Annotated in this window: 17 protein-coding genes; 8 read left to right on the top strand and 9 right to left on the bottom strand. The window is 70.4% G+C overall.

What is annotated here, in order from left to right:
* Nucleotides 1-91: 91 nt before the first annotated feature.
* Together BLS99_RS20410 and BLS99_RS20415 are read right to left on the bottom strand one after the other, a co-directional pair.
* Nucleotides 92-1,627 (bottom strand): sensor histidine kinase, encoded by a 1,536-nt coding sequence (locus BLS99_RS20410; RefSeq protein WP_143034889.1) that lies wholly within the window; start codon nucleotides 1,625-1,627, stop codon nucleotides 92-94.
* Nucleotides 1,624-2,343 carry a response regulator transcription factor gene (locus tag BLS99_RS20415; RefSeq protein WP_091053582.1) on the bottom strand — a complete coding sequence of 240 codons (720 nt, stop codon included), beginning with the start codon at nucleotides 2,341-2,343 and terminating at the stop codon, nucleotides 1,624-1,626. The genes BLS99_RS20410 and BLS99_RS20415 overlap by 4 nt, the downstream gene beginning before the upstream one ends.
* A gap of 313 nt (nucleotides 2,344-2,656) precedes the next feature.
* On the opposite strand from BLS99_RS20415, the gene BLS99_RS20420 reads away from it, so the two are divergent.
* The 5 genes from BLS99_RS20420 (at nucleotide 2,657) to BLS99_RS20440 (ending at nucleotide 10,381) form a co-directional block, all read left to right on the top strand.
* Nucleotides 2,657-3,010: an STAS domain-containing protein gene (locus tag BLS99_RS20420; RefSeq protein WP_091053583.1), complete on the top strand. Its 354-nt coding sequence runs from the start codon at nucleotides 2,657-2,659 to the stop codon at nucleotides 3,008-3,010.
* A gap of 227 nt (nucleotides 3,011-3,237) precedes the next feature.
* Entirely contained in the window at nucleotides 3,238-6,957 is a 3,720-nt protein-coding gene (locus BLS99_RS20425; protein ID WP_245712342.1) for a multifunctional oxoglutarate decarboxylase/oxoglutarate dehydrogenase thiamine pyrophosphate-binding subunit/dihydrolipoyllysine-residue succinyltransferase subunit, read from the top strand.
* A gap of 244 nt (nucleotides 6,958-7,201) precedes the next feature.
* Nucleotides 7,202-8,524, top strand: a complete 1,323-nt coding sequence (locus BLS99_RS20430; RefSeq protein ID WP_091053585.1) for an extracellular solute-binding protein — start codon at nucleotides 7,202-7,204, stop codon at nucleotides 8,522-8,524.
* A gap of 23 nt (nucleotides 8,525-8,547) precedes the next feature.
* Entirely contained in the window at nucleotides 8,548-9,489 is a 942-nt protein-coding gene (locus tag BLS99_RS20435; RefSeq protein WP_091053586.1) for a carbohydrate ABC transporter permease, read from the top strand.
* A 1-nt stretch (nucleotide 9,490) separates the two neighbouring features.
* Nucleotides 9,491-10,381, top strand: a complete 891-nt coding sequence (locus BLS99_RS20440; protein ID WP_091053587.1) for a carbohydrate ABC transporter permease — start codon at nucleotides 9,491-9,493, stop codon at nucleotides 10,379-10,381.
* Between the two features lie 110 nt (nucleotides 10,382-10,491).
* On the opposite strand, the gene BLS99_RS20445 is transcribed toward BLS99_RS20440, so the two are convergent.
* Together BLS99_RS20445 and BLS99_RS20450 are read right to left on the bottom strand one after the other, a co-directional pair.
* Nucleotides 10,492-10,980, bottom strand: coding sequence for a hypothetical protein (locus BLS99_RS20445; protein ID WP_143034890.1), 489 nt, complete (start codon nucleotides 10,978-10,980; stop codon nucleotides 10,492-10,494).
* Nucleotides 10,981-11,159: 179 nt separating this feature from the next.
* Nucleotides 11,160-12,125: a zinc-binding dehydrogenase gene (locus BLS99_RS20450; protein WP_091053589.1), complete on the bottom strand. Its 966-nt coding sequence runs from the start codon at nucleotides 12,123-12,125 to the stop codon at nucleotides 11,160-11,162.
* A gap of 158 nt (nucleotides 12,126-12,283) precedes the next feature.
* Here BLS99_RS20450 and sodN point away from each other — a divergent pair, with 158 nt between their 5' ends.
* The gene (sodN, locus tag BLS99_RS20455) at nucleotides 12,284-12,694 is read left to right on the top strand and encodes a superoxide dismutase, Ni (RefSeq protein ID WP_091053590.1); all 411 of its coding nucleotides are present in this window, start codon (nucleotides 12,284-12,286) and stop codon (nucleotides 12,692-12,694) included.
* Nucleotides 12,695-12,780: 86 nt separating this feature from the next.
* Here the strand turns inward: sodN and BLS99_RS20460 are convergent, their stop codons facing one another.
* Nucleotides 12,781-14,529, bottom strand: a complete 1,749-nt coding sequence (locus BLS99_RS20460) for a D-glucuronyl C5-epimerase family protein (RefSeq protein WP_091053591.1) — start codon at nucleotides 14,527-14,529, stop codon at nucleotides 12,781-12,783.
* Between the two features lie 215 nt (nucleotides 14,530-14,744).
* Here BLS99_RS20460 and BLS99_RS20465 point away from each other — a divergent pair, with 215 nt between their 5' ends.
* Complete coding sequence (locus BLS99_RS20465; protein ID WP_218126758.1) at nucleotides 14,745-15,191, top strand: ATP-binding protein; 447 nt, start codon at nucleotides 14,745-14,747, stop codon at nucleotides 15,189-15,191.
* 301 nt (nucleotides 15,192-15,492) lie between these two features.
* On the opposite strand, the gene BLS99_RS20470 is transcribed toward BLS99_RS20465, so the two are convergent.
* A complete protein-coding gene (locus tag BLS99_RS20470) occupies nucleotides 15,493-15,756 on the bottom strand; it encodes a WhiB family transcriptional regulator (RefSeq protein WP_091053593.1) in 264 nt (87 codons plus the stop codon).
* 848 nt (nucleotides 15,757-16,604) lie between these two features.
* Entirely contained in the window at nucleotides 16,605-17,558 is a 954-nt protein-coding gene (locus BLS99_RS20475) for a diacylglycerol/lipid kinase family protein (RefSeq protein ID WP_091053594.1), read from the bottom strand.
* A 32-nt stretch (nucleotides 17,559-17,590) separates the two neighbouring features.
* Here BLS99_RS20475 and BLS99_RS20480 point away from each other — a divergent pair, with 32 nt between their 5' ends.
* On the top strand, nucleotides 17,591-18,034 hold the full coding sequence (locus BLS99_RS20480) for a hypothetical protein (protein ID WP_091053595.1): 444 nt from the start codon (nucleotides 17,591-17,593) through the stop codon (nucleotides 18,032-18,034).
* A 60-nt stretch (nucleotides 18,035-18,094) separates the two neighbouring features.
* On the opposite strand, the gene BLS99_RS20485 is transcribed toward BLS99_RS20480, so the two are convergent.
* Entirely contained in the window at nucleotides 18,095-18,832 is a 738-nt protein-coding gene (locus tag BLS99_RS20485) for a sirohydrochlorin chelatase (protein WP_091053596.1), read from the bottom strand.
* Nucleotides 18,825-19,535 carry a phosphoadenylyl-sulfate reductase gene (locus BLS99_RS20490; RefSeq protein ID WP_091053597.1) on the bottom strand — a complete coding sequence of 237 codons (711 nt, stop codon included), beginning with the start codon at nucleotides 19,533-19,535 and terminating at the stop codon, nucleotides 18,825-18,827. The genes BLS99_RS20485 and BLS99_RS20490 overlap by 8 nt, the downstream gene beginning before the upstream one ends.
* Between the last annotated feature and the right edge of the window lie 4 nt (nucleotides 19,536-19,539).

Below are 19,539 nucleotides of genomic sequence, written 5' to 3' on the forward strand. Positions count from 1 at the left end.
GCCGGTCCAGATGCGGGCGCACTGGTCAGACGGGTCGGGCGGCGCCGCGCGGGCGGGGGCCGCGGACGCGGACCTCAGAGGTTTCCGAGGTTCAGGCCCCGGGCTCGTCCTCGGCGTCGGGCTCGCCGTCCGGCTCCGCGGTGGGCTCGGCCGCGAGGCGCACGGTGAACGCGGTGCCCTCGCCGGTCCGGGAGGCGACCTGGACGGTCCCGCCGTGGGCCTTGACGATGGCCGCCACGATCGACAGCCCGAGCCCCGAGCCGGGGTGGACGACCGCGTCGGAGCGGAAGAACCGCTCGAAGACCCGGTCGGCGGTCCCCTGCTCCATGCCGGGGCCGTCGTCGGCCACGGTGAGCAGCACCGTGCCGTCCTCGGAGGCGAGCTCGACGCGCACGTGCGTGCCCGCGGGCGTGTGCCGCAGCGCGTTCGACAGGAGGTTGTCGAGGACCTGCCGCATGCGGGCCCGGTCGGCGGCCACGACCGTGGCCGAACCGGGGACGCACGTGAAGCTCAGCTCGTGGTCCTCGGCCATGACCGCGTGCGCGGTGACCGCCTCGTGGGCGAGCGGCGCCAGGTCCACCGGCTCGGTCTCGACCGGCCGCTCCTGCCCGAGCCGGGCCAGGTGCAGCAGGTCACCCACGAGCAGGCCCATGCGCTTGGCGGCCTCCTCGATCTGGCGGATGTAGTGCTGCCGGTCGGCCTCGGGCATCTGCGGGTTCGACCGCACCAGCTCGGCGTAGCCGCGCACGCTCGTCAGCGGCGTCCGCAGCTCGTGAGAGGCGTCGGCGATGAACTCGCGCATCCGCTCCTCGGAGTCGTGCGCGCGCTGCTCGGAGTACTCGCGGGCCCGCAGGGCCCCCTCGACCTTGGTGAGCATCGAGTTGATGGCCCGTCCCACGCGCCCGACCTCGGTGGCCGGGTCGTGCTCGGGGACGCGCCGGGAGTAGTTCCCGGCCGCGATCATCGCCGCGGTGTTCTCGATCTGCCGCAGCGGCGACAGGCTCGCGCGCACCAGGCCCACCCCGATCGCCGCGAGGCCCGCGAGGACGCCCGCGCCGATGAGCAGGTCGACCCAGACGAGGCCGGCGACGGTCTTGTCGAAGTGCGCGAGCTTGTAGGACAGCACGTAGTAGGCGTCGCCCTGGAGGTTGTGGTCCTCGGGGTCGTAGTCGGGGTCGTTCGTGCCGACCATCGAGCCGGTCAGGCCCAGGACCCGCCACCGGGTGGTGCCGTCCGCCGAGAGCGCCGTGAACGCCTCGCCGTCGGCCGCGACCAGGTCGTCGTAGTCGAACACCGGGTAGTCGGCGCGGTCGGTGGGCCGGTCGAAGCGGTTCCCCTCCCCGTACAGGATCGAGAACACGTACTGCTCGGGCCGCACCGCGGGCGTGCCGTCGTCGTCCTCCATGTCCTCGGGGTCGAAGACGTCGGGGCTGAAGTTGAGGAGCTGGGCCTCCAGCTCCTCGTCGACGGTGCCGAGGAAGTAGGAGTGCAGCGCCAGGATCGTGGAGACGCTGATGAGGATGAGCGAGCCGGCCACGAGCACGAGCACGGCGGCGGTGAGCCGCACCCGCAGCGGGGTGCGGTCCCATTTGTCGCGGACGCCTTCCATGACGCGGGGCGTGCTCAACGATGCTGCTCCCGCAGGACGTACCCGATGCCGCGGAGCGTCTGGATGAGCTTGGGCTCCCCGGTGTCGATCTTGCGGCGCAGGTAGGAGACGTAGGACTCGACGATGCCGTCGTCGCCGCGGAAGTCGTAGCGCCACACGTGGTCGAGGATCTGCGCCTTCGACAGGACCCGCCCGGCGTTGATCATGAAGTAGCGCAGGAGCTTGAACTCGGTGGGCGAGAGCTGCACGGCCTTGCCCGCGCGCCACACCTCGTGGGTCTCCTCGTCGAGTTCGAGGTCGGCGTACTGGAGGCGCGAGGGCCGCGGGAGCTCGCCGGAGGAGCGGCGCAGGACCGCGCGGATGCGGGCGACGACCTCTTCGAGCGCGAACGGCTTGGTGATGTAGTCGTCGCCGCCGACCGACAGGCCGGTGACGGTGTCGGCGGTGTCGTCGCGGGCGGTGAGGAAGAGCACGGGCGTGTGGTCCGAGCCCGAGCGCATCCGGCGCACCACCTCGAAGCCGTCGAAGTCGGGCAGGTTCACGTCGAGGACGACCAGGTCGGGGCGGTGCCGCGCGACCGAGCGGAGGGCCTCGTCGCCCGAGCCCACGGCGTGGACGGCGAACCCGGCGTACCGCAGCGACGTGGCGAGCAGCTCGCAGATGTTCTCGTCGTCCTCCACGACCAGGAGGGTCGCTTCGGTCTCGGCGCTCGGCTGGCTGGTCGAAAGCGGCATGGCCTCATCTTCACGGTCGGGGCGGACCGGCGCGTCGGCCGGGGCTCCGCAGGTCGCAAGTGATTCCGAAGCATACGCCCGACCCCCCGGCGTGCCAAGCCGTCGCGGCCGGTCCCGGCCCGCCTCGGCGCCGGCGGTGACCGGCCGCATTGACATGGATCACCTTCGTGTGACCTTTTTCCGAAGAGTGCGTTGATTCGGGCATGTCCGGCGCGCGCAGGCTGTTTCCACTCGGAGCCGTCGGATAGACTTTGTGTCGCAGCCGTGCACGTCGAGTGCGCGGGCAGGGAACCCTACCGGATCAGGTGAGTTCATGACGCTGTCAATCGAGACCGCCACGACCGACGCCGGAGTCGTCACCGTCGAGCTGGCCGGGGAGGTCGACTACGCGACCGCCCCCCAGATCCGCGAGACGATCACGAACGCCCTCGAGGCCGGCGGTGCCACCGCCATCCGGGTCGACGTCGCCAAGGTGACGGTCCTCGACTCCACCGGCATCGGCACCATCGTGGTCGCTTACCGGATCGCCCGCGAGATGGGCGTGGCGCTGGCCGTCGTCAACCCCAACCGCTTCATCACCCGCCTGTTCACCGTCGTCGGCGCCGAGGAGCTCCTGGAGGAGCCCACCGAGACGTTCTCCGGCAAGGAGCGCAGCGCGGCGGGATAGCGCGCCGCCGGAGCCCGCCGAGCGGCCCCGGACGGGGCGCGAAACGCCGGTGTGGCGAACGAGACTTCCACCCGTATCCACCTGCTGCGCAGCACATTCGCGGGGGTCCGAGTGACCGGCCCCGCAGAGGCGTTACCGGTACTACACTTTCTCCTCCCCCCGGTTACCCTTGAGTCCGGGGACTGCCGTCCCCGTCCACGCAGCGTCAAAGAAGAGGCGATTCAGTCGTGTCGAGTGCGACTCCGGGCAATCCGCTGACCGATTTCGGTGCCAATGAGTGGCTGGTCAACGAGATGTACGAGCGATACCGCGAAAACCCCGACAGTGTGAGCGCCGGCTGGCGCGAGTTCTTCGGGGGCGATCCGACGACCGCGCACCTCAACGGCGAGAAGCCGGCCGCCCCGGCCCCCGAGCAGGCCGCGCCCGCCCCTGCACCGGAGCCGGTCGCGCCCGCGCGCGCGAAGGCCGCCCCAGTGCAGGCCGCTCCCGCGAAGGCCGAGCCGGCCGCGGAGCCGGCCCCCGCCGCGCCCGCGCCCGCTGCCGTGGCACCCGAAGCTTCGACCGAGAAGGCGACCCCAGCAGTGAGTGAACCCGGTACCAAGCCGCTCAAAGGCGTCGCGGCCAAGGTAGCCCAGAACATGGACGCGTCCCTGGAGATCCCGACGGCCACGTCCGTCCGCGCGGTCCCCGCGAAGCTCCTGTTCGACAACCGGATCGTCATCAACAACCACCTCAAGCGCGGCCAGGGCGGGAAGGTCTCCTTCACGCACCTCATCGGCTACGCGCTGGTGCAGGCGGTCAAGGCCCACCCGGGCATGAACGCCTCCTACAAGGTCGTCGACGGCAAGCCGCAGCTGGTCACCCCCGAGCACGTCAACCTCGGCCTCGCGATCGACCTCGCCAAGCCCGACGGGACCCGCACCCTCGTGGTGCCGTCCATCAAGCACACCGAGTCCATGGACTTCCGCGAGTTCTGGCAGGCGTACGAGGACCTGGTCCGCAAGGCCCGCAACGGCAAGCTCACCATGGAGGACCACGCCGGGGCGACCCTCACGCTGACGAACCCGGGCGGCATCGGCACCGTCCACTCCGTCCCCCGCCTGATGAAGGGCCAGGGGCTCATCGTCGGCGTCGGCGCCATGGAGGTGCCCGCCGAGTTCGCCGGGGCCTCCGACGAGACCCTCTCGGACCTGGGCGTCTCCCGGATCATGACGGTCACCTCGACCTACGACCACCGGATCATCCAGGGCGCCGAGTCCGGCCAGTTCCTGGCCACGCTCCACCGGCTGCTGCTCGGCGACGGCTTCTTCGACGAGGTCTTCCGCTCGCTGCTCATCCCCTACGAGCCGGTCCGCTGGGTCCGCGACGTGTCGAAGACCCACGAGGGCCAGATCGACAAGAACGCGCGCGTCATCGAGCTCATCCACGCCTACCGGGTCCGCGGCCACCTCATGGCCGACACGAACCCGCTGCACTACGAGATCCGCCGCCACCCCGACCTCGACATCCTGTCGCACGGGCTCACCCTGTGGGACCTCGACCGGACGTTCCCCGTCGGCGGCTTCGCGGGCCAGCAGCGCATGAAGCTCCGCGACATCCTCGGCGTGCTCCGCGACTCCTACTGCCGCCGCATCGGCGTGGAGTACATGCACATCCAGGACCCGGAGGAGCGCGCCTGGCTCCAGCGGCGCATCGAGGTGCCCTTCGAGAAGCCGAAGGTCGAGGAGCAGAAGCACATCCTCGGGCGCCTGAACGCCGCCGAGGCGTTCGAGACGTTCCTCCAGACGAAGTTCGTGGGCCAGAAGCGCTTCAGCCTCGAAGGCGGCGAGTCGCTCATCCCGCTGCTCGACCGGATCCTCAACGAGGCCGCGGGCGCCGAGCTCGACGAGGTCGTCATCGGCATGCCCCACCGCGGGCGCCTGAACGTCCTCGCCAACATCATCGGCAAGAAGCTCTCCAAGATCTTCACCGAGTTCGAGGGGCACATCGACCCCAAGAGCATCGGCGGCTCCGGCGACGTCAAGTACCACCTGGGCATGACCGGGAAGTTCACCTCCCCCGACGGCAAGGGCGAGACCACGGTCTCCCTGTGCGCCAACCCGTCCCACCTGGAGGCCGTGAACCCGGTCCTGGAGGGCGTGGTCCGCGCCAAGCAGGACCGCCTCAACCTCGGCGAGGACGGCTTCACCGTCATGCCGGTCGCCATCCACGGCGACGCCGCGTTCGCCGGCCAGGGCGTGGTCGCCGAGACCCTGAACCTGTCGCAGCTGCGCGGCTACCGCACCGGCGGCACCGTGCACGTCGTGGTCAACAACCAGGTCGGCTTCACGACCGCGCCGACGCACTCGCGCTCCTCGCTGTACTGCACCGACGTCGCCCGCATGATCCAGGCGCCGATCTTCCACGTCAACGGGGACGACCCCGAGGCCGTGGCCGAGGTCGCCAAGCTCGCGTTCGCGTTCCGCCAGCAGTTCCGCAAGGACGTCGTCATCGACATGGTCTGCTACCGGCGCCGCGGCCACAACGAGGGCGACGACCCGAAGATGACCAACCCGCAGATGTACCAGGTCATCGACGGCAAGCAGTCCGTGCGCAAGCTCTACACCCGCGCGCTCATCGGCCGCGGCGACATCACCATGGAGGACGCCGAGGAGGCGCTCGCGGACTACCAGGCCCAGCTCGAACGGGTCTTCCGCGAGACCAAGGAGGCCCTGGCCGGGCAGACCGGCCCGCTGCCGTGGCGCCACCAGCCCGAGCCGGTCGCCGACGTCGACACCTCGGTGGACGCCGAGACGATCGCGATGATCGGCAAGGCCCACACCACGCTCCCCGAGGGCTTCGCGCCGCACAAGGCGGTCCGCAAGGTCCTGGAGAAGCGCAGCGAGATGTCGACCTCCGGCCACGTCGACTGGGCGTTCGCCGAGACGCTCGCGTTCGGCTCGCTCCTCATGCAGGGCAAGGCGGTCCGCCTCGCCGGACAGGACTCGCGCCGCGGCACCTTCGTGCAGCGCCACGCGGTCGTCATCGACCAGGCCACCGGCGACGAGTACACCCCCGTCGCGCACCTGGGCGAGCACACCGCGAAGTTCTTCATCTACGACTCGCTGCTCAGCGAGTTCGCCGCGCTCGGCTTCGAGTACGGCTACTCGGTGGAGAACCCCGACATGCTCGTGGCCTGGGAGGCCCAGTTCGGCGACTTCGTCGACGGCGCCCAGACCATCATCGACGAGTTCATCTCCTCGGGCGAGGCCAAGTGGGGCCAGCACTCCGGTGTGACCCTGCTGCTGCCGCACGGCCACGAGGGCGCCGGCCCGGACCACACCTCCGGGCGCATCGAGCGCTTCCTCCAGCTGTGCGCCGACGAGAACATGCGCGTCGTCAACTCCACGAGCCCGGCGAACTACTTCCACCTGCTGCGCCGCCAGGGCCTCGACCCGGTCAAGAAGCCCCTCGTGGTCTTCACGCCGAAGTCGCTGCTGCGCCACAAGGCCGCCGTCAGCGAGCTGGAGGACTTCACCACCGGCCGCTTCCAGCCGGTCCTGCACGACCCGGCGCTCGCCTCCGGCGAGATCCGGCCCGAGAACGTCAAGCGCGTCCTGCTGTGCTCGGGCAAGGTCTACTACGACCTCGCCGCGGCCCGCACCGCGCGCGGCGTCGCCGACACCGCGATCCTGCGCGTCGAGCAGCTGTACCCGCTGCCGGCCGAGGAGCTCAAGGCCGCCCTCGGCGCGTTCCCGAACGCCGTCGAGACCGCCTGGGTCCAGGAGGAGCCGGCCAACCAGGGCGCCTGGTCGTTCATCGCGCTCAACCTGCTGGAGCAGCTCGGCGGGGTCCACCTGCGCCGGATCTCCCGCCCGGCCGCCGCCGCGCCGTCCACCGGCTCGCCGAAGGTCCACGAGGTCGAGCAGCAGGCGCTCATCGACGTCGCGGTCCCGCAGCCGCAGTAAGCGAACGAGACCCGGAAGGGGGAGGCCGCCCGGCCTCCCCCTTCCGGCGTCTCCGGGCCCGGTGAACCCCCGAGAACCGACAAGAATCCAACGAGTCGGAACGCCACACCAGTATCAATGGCTGCAATCCACACAATCCATGCCCTCGCGCCCTTGACTCCAAATGTGATAGCGATAACAATGTCAGGACGGCTCACCCTTCCACCGGCCGCCCCGACAACGCTCACATTGGAGTGATGCATTGATGCCGAACCCTCCCTCGCCACCTGGGGCCCTCTCCAGGCGGGCGCTCCTCACCGGCACAGCGGCAGCGGCCGGGATCGGCCTCGCCGGATGCGACTCGATCACCGGCGGCCTCAGCGGCGGCACCACCGTCAAGCAGTGGAACCTCCTCGCCGGATCCGACGGCGCCATCATGACCAGCATGCACGAGGAGTTCATGGCCGAGACGGGCGTGAACCTCCGGGCCACCACCTTCACGTGGGGCACCCCGTTCTACACCAAGCTCGTCATGGGCGCCTCCGGCGGCAACGCCGCCGACGTCGCCACCATCCACCTCTCCCGCCTCGACAGCCTCTCGCCCTCGACGCTCCTCGACGCGATCGAGGTCGACGAGCTCGTCGACGCCGGGCTGAACCCCGAGGACTTCCCGACCGAGATCTGGGACCGGTGCTTCTCCGACGACCGGCTCTACGCCGTCCCGCTCGACACGCACGCCCTCGTCAACTACTACAACCGCACGATCTGCGAGCAGGCCGGGGTCCTCAACCCCGACGGCACCCTCCTGGAGACCCACGGCGTCGAGGAGTACTTCGACCTCCTGCGCGCGGTCAAGGACGTCACCGGCGAGTACGGCACCTCCCTCGACACCAACGCCGGATGGCGCCAGTTCTGGGCCTGGTACCGCCAGCAGGACGGCGAGTGGATCTTCCACGACGACGGCTTCGAACTCGACGACGACAAGGCCCTCAACGCCATCGACACCATGTGGCGCATGGCCGACGAGGGCCTGTGCCCGCGCATCTCCGACGGCGGCGCCACCGCCGCGAACTTCGAGAACGGCGCCGGCGGCCTCGTCCAGGTCGGCAACTGGGAGATCACCCGCTTCCGCGCCTTCAACGAGGCCCAGGGCCTCGACTTCTCCATGGCCGAGATGCCGGACTTCTTCGGCAACCGCCGCACCCAGGGCGACTGCCACGCGTTCGTCCTCCCCCGCCACAACAGCTGGGACGACGAGGTGCGGGCCGCCACCGTCGAGTACGTCTCCTGGATGCTCCGGCACAGCCTCGAGTGGGGCGCCGGCGCCGGCCACACCCCCGCCTACCTCCCGGTCACCGAGAGCGCCGAGTTCCAGGAGCTCGAACCCAACGCCGAGTACTCGGGCGTCGTCGACAACGTGCAGTTCGACCCGAAGGTGTGGTTCGCGGGGTCCGCCGCGCGGCTGCCCGACGAGGTCGGCCAGATCTTCGCCGGGGTGTACTCGGGCGCGAACGACCCCGAGACCGCGCTCGCGGGCATCAAGGACGTCGCCCAGACGCTGGTCGACCTGCCCAACCCGATCGACTGAAACGATGCAAAGGGACCTCTCTGATGTCTACTGACACCGCGACGCCCGCAGCGGCGTCCACGGCGGACCGCCCGCCGTCGCCGGCGCCCGCGCGGGCGCCGAAGCGCCGTTCCTGGCTCGGGCTGTGGTTCGTCCTGCCCTTCCTCGCCGTCTACGCCGTCTTCATGCTCTGGCCGATGCTGCTGGGCCTGTACTACTCGTTCACCGACAAGAGCCTCACCGGCCGCCCCGTCGAATGGATCGGCCTGGCCAACTGGGCCGAGGCGTTCGGCGACCCCGCCGCCATGGACTCGCTGTGGAACACCGCGCGCTTCACGGTCCTGTCGACCCCGCCGCTGGTGATCCTCGGCCTCGCGTTCGCGCTGCTCGCGCACCGCGCGCGCCGGATCGGCTGGTTCCTGCGGCTGTCGTTCTTCGCGCCGTTCGTCATCCCCGTCTCCGTGGTCACCATGATCTGGCTGTGGATGTACCAGCCCGCGGGCGGCCTCATCAACCACTACCTCGGGGAGTGGGGCCTCGGCGGCGACCGGCTGTGGGCGTTCCAGGAGGACGCCATGGGATCGGTCGTGGCCACCACCGTGTGGTGGACGCTCGGGTTCAACTTCCTGCTGTACCTCGCCGCGCTCCAGACCATCCCCGCGGAGGTGTACGAGGCGGCCGACATCGACGGCGCGAACTCGCTCCAGAAGCTCTGGGGCATCACGCTGCCGCTGCTCAAGCGCACGACCGCGCTGGTGATCGTCCTCCAGCTCATCGCGTCGCTGCGGATCTTCGACCAGTACTACCTGATGGCGGGCGGCGCCGCGAACCTCGCGACGGAGAACGTCTTCATCCAGTACATCTACAACTCGGGCTTCGTGGGCTTCCGGATCGGCTACGCCTCGGCGCTGTCGTACATCCTGTTCGTCTGCATCATCGTCATCGCCCTGATCCAGTTCCGTCTGCTGTCGAGGAGGGAGGACTGACATGACCGCTCTGCAAACGAGGCTCGAAGCCTCCGAGGACGCGCCCCGCGCCGCCAAGCGCCGGCGCCGTCCGCGCGTCACGCCCGGCTCCGCCCTGGTCTACTTCGCCGCCTTCGCGCTGGCGCTGCTGTGGCTGGTGCCGTTCCTGTGGGCCCTGACCACGTCGTTCAAGCCCGAGACCGAGGCGAGCCTCGGCCAGCCGATCCACTGGATCCCGCGGGAGTGGTCGCTGGAGGGCTACCGCATCCTGTTCGAACGCGGCGAGCACGTCACGTGGATGGTCAACTCGACGGTGGTCTCCACGATCGTCACCGCCCTGACGCTGGGCATGTGCGTCCTGGCCGCCTACGGGTTCTCGCGGCTGGACTTCCCGGGCAAGAAGGTCGTCTACGGGGTGGTCCTGGCCGGGATCATGGTGCCCGCGGAAGCGCTCATCATCCCGCTGTTCGACGTCGTCAGCGCCCTGCGCCTGGTCGACACCTACTGGGGCCTGGCGCTCCCGCAGACCGTCGCGCCGGTGATGATCTTCATCCTCAAGCGGTTCTTCGACGCGATCCCGCGCGACTACGAGGAGGCCGCGCGCATCGACGGCGCCGGGCACCTGCGGGTCCTGCGGAGCGTCATCCTGCCGCTGTCGGGGCCGATCCTCGCCGCGGTCGGGATCTTCACGTTCATCGGGTCGTGGAACAACTTCCTGTGGCCGCTCCTGGTCGCCAACGACCCGTCGATCATGACCCTCCCGGTCGGCCTCGGCGTGGTCGCGCGCGGCTACGGGCTGCTGTACGCGCAGAACATGGCCGCGGCCGTGCTCGGTGCGCTGCCGCTGCTCATCGTGTTCCTGATCTTCCAGAAGCAGATCGTCAAGGGCGTCGCGGGCGTCGGCCTGAAGTAAGGCAATGGGGCGGGACGCGGCCGATGCCGCGTCCCGCCCGTCCGTCTTCATCCGGCGGCCCCGTCAGTCGCGGGCCGCCCGTTCCGGCACTGCCGTCCGATTCGCTGCCGTCATAGGACCCCTTCCTTGACGAGGCACGAGGCCGGGCTGTAGCCGACGGTGTCGCCCGACTGCACCCGGATCCAGCCGGTCTCCCAGCGCAGACCGGCGCAGCCGATCGTCCTGCCGCCCTGGGTCGGCTCGCAGGCCCCGTGGACCTCGGTCTTGTTGTGCAGGCGGAGCAGGCGCCGCGCGCCCATGTCGGTCTCGGTGAAGACCGAGACCCCGAACGTGGCCTTCACCGTGTAGGTGCACGAGAGGTCCTGCTCGTGGGTCCACCCATCCGAGAGGATGGCGTGCTGGGCCGCGATCGGGCGCGCCTCGGTGCCCGCGACGCCCGCGGACTCCGACGCCGCGCTCTCCCCGTTCCTCGCCAGTGCGATGGCGACGACCATGATGGCCGCCGCGATCGCGACTCTGACCAGGAGTTTCTTGGTCACCGCCCACGTGCTCCCCGCGGCGGTCTTGAGACCGCCCCTGACCCGTCCCAGTACCGACATGGCCGCTTCTCCCCTGCCCTCGGCGCCCGTGTGGTCAAGGCGCTCGGCGTGCGATGCCGGGGCCGCGTGCCGGCCCGAGAGTGACATCCATTACAGGGTGAGGGCAGGCGGGGCCGGCCGGGGGCGAACCCGCCAGAAACCGGCCCCACTGTCGTACTTACGACGGTGTCGCGGGGCCGCTAGGCGGTGACGACGACCTTCCCGAAGGCGTCGCCGGAGGCGAGGCGGCGCAGCGCCTGCTCGGCGTCGGCGAGGGCGTGGGTGGAGTCGATCAGGGGCCGCAGGCCGCTCTCGGCGCAGAACAGGATCAGTTCGCGCAGTTCGGCGAGGGTGCCCATGGTCGAGCCGACGATCTCCAGCTGCTTGAAGAAGACGTGGCGCAGGTCGACCTCGGCGACCGGCCCGCCGGTGACGCCGCAATTGACGAGGCGCCCGCCGGGCTTGAGGGACTTGATCGAGTGGGCCATGACGGGGGCGCCGACGGAGTCGACGACCACGTCGACGCGCTCGGGGAGGCGCCCGCCGGCCTCGACGGGGACGGCGCCGAGTGCGGCGGCCTTCTCGCGGCGCTCGGGGGTGCGGCCGGTGGCGTACACGCGGGCGCCGAGGGCCTTGGCGAGGACGATCGCGGCGGTGGCGACCCCGCCGCCGACGCCCTGGACGAGCACCGCGCTGTCCTTCGCGGCGCCGAGGCGGCCGCGGCTGGTGAGCATGCGCCAGGCGGTGAGGTAGGCGGTGGGCAGGCAGGCGGCCTCGGCGGCGGTCCAGCCCTTGGGGGCGGGCACTAGGTTGCGCGCGGGCACGGAGACGTACTCGGCGAGGGTGCCCGGGTGGAGTTCTGAGAGGAGGGTCCGCTTCGGGTCGAGGGTCTCGTCGTCGAGGGAGGGGTCGGCGATGACAGGGTAGACGACGACCTCGTCGCCGTCCTCGGTGCGGCCGACGGCGTCGGTGCCGAGGATCATCGGGGTCTGCTCGGCGCGCAGGCCCACGCCCGCGAGGGACCAGAGGTCGTGGTGGTTGACGGAGGCGGCGGTGAGCCGGACCCGGGTCCAGTCCTCGGGGACGGCGGGCGGCTCGATCTCACCCACCGAGAGGGCGTCGAACGGGTCTTCGGGATTCACGTTGCGGGCGTAGGCGGCGAGCATCGGGACTGACCTCCGTCTCGGGTGTTTCTCTGGCCGGCATGGCGTTCGGTGACCACCGGTGTCGGTCTCCCAACTCTAGGGGCCGGGCCACGCAGGGCCGCCGGAGAGGTAGGGTCGGCGGTGGAATCACAACCCACTGAAGGAAGCTGGAGGGGCGCATGTTCAAGCCTCTGTTCAAGCGGCTGCTGCCGCAGATCTCGGCTTCCGCTCACTGCGACCTGCCTTGCGGGGTTTACGACCCGGCCCAGGCGCGCATCGAAGCGGAGTCGGTCAAGGCCATCTGCGAGAAGTACCAGGCCAACGAGGACCCTGAGTTCCGCACCCGCGCCCTGATCATCAAGGAGCAGCGCTCCAACCTGGTCAAGGAGCACCTGTGGGTGCTGTGGACCGACTACTTCAAGCCGCCGCACTTCGAGAAGTACCCGCAGCTGCACTCCCTCGTGAACGAGGCGACGAAGCTCGCGGGCGCCTCGGGCGCGAAGGGCTCCGCCGACCCGAAGGTCGCCGAGGAGCTGCTCGCGAAGATCGACCAGATCGCGGAGATCTTCTGGGAGACCAAGAAGGCGTAAGCGAATGCAGCGAAGCGCCCGTCACCGCATCCGGCGGTGGCGGGCGCTTCGCCGTGCGGGGCCCGCGGATGCGGGTCCCGCGGCGGTCAGCGTCCGTCGGTGGTGATGTCCCCGGCCCAGACCCAGTAGCCGGTGAGCGAGCCCCCGGCGATGCGGTACATGGCGCGGCCGTTGACGATCGAGCGCCGGTCGAACGGGGCGTTCGAGGGGTTGGTGAAGCTCACCGTGCGGGGGCTGGCGAGCTTGCCGTCGGTGCCGACGAGGTAGCAGGTGACCTGCTTGGCCGCCGGGAAGGTGAGCGTCCGGTTCGGGTGGCAGACCGTGGCCAGGTACTCACCGATGAGGTAGGTGTTGGGGTAGTACTCGCCGATCCACCAGCCGGTGTAGGCGCCGGCGTTGATGCGGTAGTAGATCCCGCGGTTGTGGATGCGGCGGCGCTTGTTCGCGGGCGCCTGGGTGGCGCGGGCGAAGGTGACCGTCTTCTTCTCCAGTTCCTCGTCGTCCTTGGAGGCGACGTAGTCGCCGTCGGCGTCGGTGTCGAACCGGTAGAGGGTGTGGGTCCCGGCGGCGAACGCGATGGTGGCGCCGGTCGGGGTGTTCGGCGACGGGTAGTCGTCGGTGAGCTGGTCGGTCATGCGCGCGAAGCGCGGGCCGCCGGTCTGCCAGTGGAGCTGGCGGAACAGGTTGATGTGGTGCTGGTGGTAGGACGCGGTGGGGATGCGGTGCGTCTGGCAGTAGAAGGAGATCCAGCGCTCGTTGCGCAGGAGCGGGAAGTACCGGTCGATGGTGGTGCAGCAGCCGTCGAAGAGGGCGGCGGCGAGCTCGTTGCCGGTGGCGCGGATGTAGTCCCACAGGCCGAACATCGCGAAGACCATGCCGTTGTAGGTGTAGTCGCCGGTGCCGGGCTCGTTGCCGGGGTACTCCTGGATCCAGAGGTAGCCGGCGCTGTTGCGGTTGACGGCCCAGGGGGTGCCGTCGTCGGCGCGCAGGAGCGAGGCGAAGGCCCGGTCGGCGGCGGCGAGGTAGAGCAGGCGCTCGTCCTCGGTGACGTCGTCGAGCTCGGAGAGCTGGATGAAGAGGCTGATGGCCTCGCCCTGGGCCATGCCGGAGTACCAGGGGGCGCGGTAGTCGACGCCGCTGTGGGTGGTGTGGGTGAAGTCGAAGGGGTAGGGGAAGTACCAGGCGCCGCGGGCCTCGACGCGGGTCTCCAGGAGGCGCCCGGCCTGGGCCTTGGCGCGGGTGAGGAACAGCGCCTTGCGGGTGGGGTCCTGCTCGCTGCGGTAGCTGGTGACGCAGCCGAGGCCGAACTGGATCTGGGTGACGGGCTGGTCGTAGCCGGGCACGTCCCAGTCGGGCCGGTACTGGATGACGCCGGCCTCGTCGAGGTAGGTGTGCTGGGTGTCGGGGGTGACGTTCTCCCACTTGGTGGCCCGGTCGCGCCAGGGCATCATGTGCTCGGGGATCTCCAAAGCGGCGGTGTAGCCGTCCCGGTTGAACTCGAACGGGAGGACGTCCGGCAGGGGCTCCTCTTCGAGCAGGGCCTCGATCTCGGGGGCTTCGCGCGGGGCGGGCACGGTGCGGCTGGGCGGCGCGACGGTGCCGCCTTCGAGCTGCTCGGGCAGCGGCGGGAGCGGGATCTCGGCGGCCGAGGCGCTGCCGGGCGCCTTGAGGAGCACGGAGGGGGCGGCGGGCGCCGTCCCGATCGTGGTCACGGCAGTGGCCGCGCCGGGTGCCGCGGCCGCGCCGAGGGCGCTGCCGGTGGCGGCGGCGACCGCGGCGCCGCCGGCGAGGTGGAAGAACCGCCTGCGGTCGACCGCAGGGCTCGTTCCGGTCATGTTCGAACCTCCGGGGGGAAGATGAAGATGACTAAGAATCTAGGGCCGGGGGCCCATATTGGAGCGGCGGGGTGACACGGACGTGGTGCGCGGGACGCCTGCGGTCCGGGGTGATTCCCCCAGGGTGGTACCCGCACCCCCGGTGGCCGCACTATCCTGTACAGGCGGGGAGGGCGGAAGCCTCCCCTTCACAGTCACAGAGAGCGGCGATGCCGGTGAGCGATGAGCGCGACGACGTGCTGCTGCTCGACGTGCCCACGGCGGGCGACTACCTGTCGGTCCTCCCCACGGCGACCGCGGCGGTGGCGACCCGCCTCGGCTTCTCGCTCGACGAGATCGAGGATCTGCGCGCGGCCGTGAACGCGGCGGTGGCGCTGCTCATCCCGCCCGAGCCGGGCCGTCCGCGCCCGTTCCGCCGCAAACCCGGTGACGAGCCGCTGCACTGCCGGCTGGAGGTCGGCGAGGAGGCGCTCCAGATCGTGCTCAGCCGCCCCAAGGGCGAGCCGCTGCCGGACGCCGGGTCGTACCAGTGGCAGGTGCTCAAGGCCCTGACCGACGAGGTCGACTCCGAGGTCGAGGGCGCCCTGACGACGATCCGCATCCGACAGCGCCGCCCGGCGACCGAGGCCGACGCGGACACCGAGCGCCACCAGATCCACTAGAGCGGCGAGGCGGGTACTCCGGGCGGTCCCGCGTCGTCGGGCCGCTCACCGCTCCGCCGCCGGGCGCACACCCAACGTTTCGCTGCCACTCCCGCATCCGCCGGCCGCTCCCTGGCCGTGCGGGACTGTCGTACCCCTCGGGCACCATCGAGACCGGGGGCCCTTCCCAGCGCGTCGGGCGGGTCTTCCGGGTGCCCTGCCGGGGCCGGGCAAGCCTGAAGGCCCGGCGGTTCCGCCGGGCCTTCCAAGCTTCTGTTGTCACAAATTCGAGGGATGAGTCACATCAAGGGATTGCGCGGTCCTAGCCGACGACCTGGGTGGCGAGCGTGCGGATCGCACCGGAGCGGCGCTTCAGCTCCCGGCGTTCGATCTCGCTCATGCCGCCCCACACGCCCGCGTCCTGACCGCTCTCCAGCGCCCACCGCAGGCACTCCTCGGTCACGGGGCAGCGCCGGCAGACGTTCTTGGCCTGCTCGATCTGTACCAGTGCCGGACCGGTGTCCCCGATGGGGAAGAACAGCTCGGGGTCCTCGTCGCGGCAGATGGCCTCGTGGCGCCAATCCATCAAAACATCTCCTTGCTAAGCATCAAGCATCTTGCTTTCACGGTGTTATGAATTAGGTTCTTGCGGTTCGGGCGTCGCGAGCCGGTGGGGCCTCGCGCCGGGCGTTCAGGCCGCGCTCCGCTCGCGCGCCGCCTCCGTGTTCCGCCGCTTGGGAACTTCACTGCGGCGGTCGCACCCCACGGATGGCGCATGCGGGCACTGCTCGGACGGGACTCGCTTCCCTGCAAAGGGAATCGTTGTCGCCGTGAGCGTGGAGTGCCCTCGCGCGGCGCCAGCACCCTTGCTGAACGCACCGGGCCGGGGAGGCACACCCGCCTACGGCGTCGGCCGCCCGAATGGCGACTGCAAACGTACAGCTCCGCGAGCGGATCTGCGACAAGTCCGCACCGTGACCCGGGCCCTTGTGAAGACTTTCACAAGGTCGTGGAATGTCAAGGGTTCGACTCCGGAATTCAGCACGAAGTGAGTGAACTCACCGTGCTACCTCGAAGAAGACTCGGGGAACTCGTTCCGCGGCTTCGCCGGGACCCCTACCGCGGGCCCTCGGGCGATGCCCGCCACACGTTCCCTCCCTGCCGCCCGAAACCGTTGTCCGGCTTGCGGGCTTCGTAAAGGAGGGGGTCGGTGACAGCGAGTCGAACCGGTTTGACACACTGGTACTCAAGGTTGGCAGACACACCTTACGAGAAGTCCGCCAGGGCAGAAGTACCCACGACACCCGGTCTATAACGCACCGAAAAGACGATATTCGGTTGTAAGTCTCGCGCCGTCCCGGTAGGGATGGCGAAATCAACCTTGCCTGCTCACGGGCGACTTGTCAACACCCACCTAGAGGTTTTCCCAAGTTGTTAGCAGGCCACCCGCAACGCCTTCGGCACCGAGCTGAGTTCGAGTTCGGTGCGCTCTCCGAGATAGTCCCCGTCGAGCTGGAAAGCCTGCGGGAGCGACGCGCGCAACCGGATCCTGGAGAGATCGTGATGCGTCACCGCGTGCTTCCCGTCGGGTCCGTCCCGGCCCACCAGCAGTGAAGCGGCGGTCCGCGCGGCGTCCGACAGACCCAGTTTACGCAGAATCAGGACATCAAGTCCAGCATTAAAGGACGCCCGCGCGTTGAGATTCACCGGCAGGGCGCCGAGATAGGTCCACGGCGCGCAGTTCTGCACCACGACCATCCCGGTCGACTCGACCACTTCCCCGGTGGAGAGGGACACTTGGATCGAATCCCCTTCCACCCCATGCTCATTCAGTTCCGCCATGACGGCCCGCGCATAGTGCGCGCCGAGATTGCGCTTCTTGCGGTACGACTCGACCTTCTTGATGATCGACGCGTCCCATCCGAGTCCGGCGCAGAACGTGAAGAGGCGGTCGAGGTCGTCCCCTTGCAGCCGCCCCAGACTCACCGTGCGGGTGCGGCGCTCCTCCAGTGCGGCGACGATCGCCATCGAGGCCCGGCGGCGGTCCCACGGCAGTCCCAGGGCCCGCGCGAACACGTTGGTGGACCCGGCCGGGATCGGCGCGAACAGCGGCGCCTCCGCGGCGGGCCGCCCGCCTGCGACCAGGCCGTTGACGACCTCGTTCACCGTGCCGTCGCCGCCGAGGCTGAGGACCACGTCGTATCCGGCGTCGGCGCCGCGCCGTGCCAGCTCCTCGCCGTGGCCGCGGTCGCCGGTCTTCTCGACGGTCAGGTCGAGGACCGCGTCGAGCTTCTTGACGACCCACCGCGTCCGCCGGCGCGAGCCGGTGGACGCCTTCGGGTTCACGATGAGCAGGCCGCGCTGTGGCGCTGCTTTCAGGTCGCGCATAGGCGCAGAGTAGCCCGGGATACGGTTGCGGTGTGAACGAAACCGACGCCGACATGGGCGCGGTCACCGAAAGTCGCGGTGACGGCGCACGTCCGTGGACCCTGACCGCCGCCGCCGGCGTGTTCTGGCTCCTCACAACGGGACTCGTGGCGGCCGGGGCCTGGGCGCTGATCCAGATCGCCACCGGCGACGTCGACACCGCCGGCGGCGCCGTCGGGATCGCCCTGATCGCGTGGCTGGCGGCGCTGTACTACTGGTTTATCGGCCGGCGGCTCCTCGCGAGCCGCGACGTCGTCGCGCAGGCGGTGTTCCAGGCGCTCCTGTGGGCGCCGGTCGGGTACTACCTGCGCGAGGCCGCGCACCCGGTCCTGGGCGTCGCCGCCTGGGCGCTGGCGGCCGCGATGCTGTCGCTGGTCCTGTGCGGACCGAGCCGGCGGGCCGTGGGGTTCGGGGAGCGCCGGCCCTTCGGGGAGTGATCCGGGACGTGCTTGAACCCGCGAACTCCTGGACCACGACCAGGCGGTCGGCCAGCTGAACTACGCCTCCGCGGCGCGCTTCGCGATGAGGTCGAGGAGTTCCGGTGCGGCACCGAGCGGTTCACCCGTGTGGACGACGCCGGCCTCGCGCGCGGACGCCAGCGCGGTGTCGCACAGGATCCCCGGGGCGATGAAGTAGCAGACGGCCGCGACGCGCTGCGCGCCTCCGTCCCGCAGTCGTGCGACGGTCTCCCCGGCCTTGGGGCCCGGCCCGGAGGCGAAGCCCGGTCCGGCGGGGACGCCGAGCAGGCGGCCCGCCTCTTCCGCGACGGCCGCGACGTGCGCGCGGCCCTCGTCCACGCGGGTCCCCGCGGCGCAGACCACGAGGCCGTCGATCCCGTACGGCAGGTCGCGCACGAGCGCGGCCGCGAGCGACAGGTCCCCCACCGGCCGCGCCAGCGCGACCGCGAGGCCCGGGCGGGCCTCCTGGACGCGCCTGGCGACCTCGGGGAGGTCCGTGCGGGAGTGGTAAGCGTCGGTGAGGAGCAGGGGCAGGGCCACCGCGGCGGGGACGCCGGTGTCGGCGATGCCGCGCAGGACCTCGACGGGGTGGGGGTCGTTGAACTCCAGGAAGCCCGCGTCCGCTCCGGCCGCCCGCGCGATGGCGCGGACGGCCTCCGGGGAGCGCGGGTCGGGGCTGCCGTGGGCGACCAGGACGATCGGCCGCGGCGGCTCCGAGGGCGCCGGTCCCGCCGCGGTGTGCGCCGCGACGGGTTCCGGCACCGGGTGGTCAGACATGCAGTCCGCACTCGGTCTTGTCGAACGCGGCCCAGCGGCCGGCGCGCGGGTCCTCGCCCGGCGCGGTCCGGCGGGTGCACGGCCAGCAGCCGATGGAGCGGAAGCCGTCCTTGAGCAGCGGGTTGACCGGGATGTTGTACCGCTCGATGTACGCCTCCTGGTCGGCCTCGGTCCACTTGGCGATCGGGGAGACCTTGACCTTGCGCCGCGAGAGGTCGAAGTCGACGACCTTCGTGCCGGCGCGGGTGGGGCCCTCGTCGCGGCGCAGGCCGGTGGCCCAGCCGTCGTAGTCGGCGAGGGCGGCGTTGAGCGGCAGGACCTTGCGGAGCGAGCAGCACTCGTCGGGGGCGCGGTTGAACAGGCGGGGGCCGAACTCGGCGTCCTGGGAGAGGACGCTCTGGTCGGGCTGGATCGAGCGCACGTTGACGTCCATGGTCGAGGCGACGAAGTCGCGGACCTCCAGGGTCTCCGGGAAGTGGAGGCCGGTGTCGAGGAAGACGACGTCGATGCCGGGGGCGACCTCGCTGGCGAGGTGCACGACGGCGGCGTCGGCCATCGAGGAGGTCACGCAGAAGCGCTCGCCGAACTCGCCGACCGCCCACTCGATGATCCGGTGGGCCGTGGCGTCCTCGAGGCGCTCCCCCGCTGCCATGGCGAGGTCACGGAGTTCGAATGGGTCTCTTCCTATCCCGTTGCTGCTCATGCTG

Source organism: Glycomyces sambucus (genome assembly GCF_900102815.1).
GTDB classification, from domain to species: Bacteria; Actinomycetota; Actinomycetes; order Mycobacteriales; family Micromonosporaceae; genus Glycomyces; species Glycomyces sambucus.

What these genes read in the sequence shown, in the direction of transcription:
- BLS99_RS20415 (WP_091053582.1), bottom strand. Translation starts at nt 2,343, where the DNA reads ATGCCGCTTTCGACCAGCCAGCCGAGCGCCGAGACCGAAGCGACCCTC.
- BLS99_RS20420 (WP_091053583.1), top strand. Translation starts at nt 2,657, where the DNA reads ATGACGCTGTCAATCGAGACCGCCACGACCGACGCCGGAGTCGTCACC.
- BLS99_RS20430 (WP_091053585.1), top strand. Translation starts at nt 7,202, where the DNA reads ATGCCGAACCCTCCCTCGCCACCTGGGGCCCTCTCCAGGCGGGCGCTC.
- BLS99_RS20435 (WP_091053586.1), top strand. Translation starts at nt 8,548, where the DNA reads ATGTCTACTGACACCGCGACGCCCGCAGCGGCGTCCACGGCGGACCGC.
- BLS99_RS20440 (WP_091053587.1), top strand. Translation starts at nt 9,491, where the DNA reads ATGACCGCTCTGCAAACGAGGCTCGAAGCCTCCGAGGACGCGCCCCGC.
- BLS99_RS20445 (WP_143034890.1), bottom strand. Translation starts at nt 10,980, where the DNA reads ATGTCGGTACTGGGACGGGTCAGGGGCGGTCTCAAGACCGCCGCGGGG.
- BLS99_RS20450 (WP_091053589.1), bottom strand. Translation starts at nt 12,125, where the DNA reads ATGCTCGCCGCCTACGCCCGCAACGTGAATCCCGAAGACCCGTTCGAC.
- sodN (WP_091053590.1), top strand. Translation starts at nt 12,284, where the DNA reads ATGTTCAAGCCTCTGTTCAAGCGGCTGCTGCCGCAGATCTCGGCTTCC.
- BLS99_RS20460 (WP_091053591.1), bottom strand. Translation starts at nt 14,529, where the DNA reads ATGACCGGAACGAGCCCTGCGGTCGACCGCAGGCGGTTCTTCCACCTC.
- BLS99_RS20470 (WP_091053593.1), bottom strand. Translation starts at nt 15,756, where the DNA reads ATGGATTGGCGCCACGAGGCCATCTGCCGCGACGAGGACCCCGAGCTG.
- BLS99_RS20475 (WP_091053594.1), bottom strand. Translation starts at nt 17,558, where the DNA reads ATGCGCGACCTGAAAGCAGCGCCACAGCGCGGCCTGCTCATCGTGAAC.
- BLS99_RS20485 (WP_091053596.1), bottom strand. Translation starts at nt 18,832, where the DNA reads ATGTCTGACCACCCGGTGCCGGAACCCGTCGCGGCGCACACCGCGGCG.
- BLS99_RS20490 (WP_091053597.1), bottom strand. Translation starts at nt 19,535, where the DNA reads ATGAGCAGCAACGGGATAGGAAGAGACCCATTCGAACTCCGTGACCTC.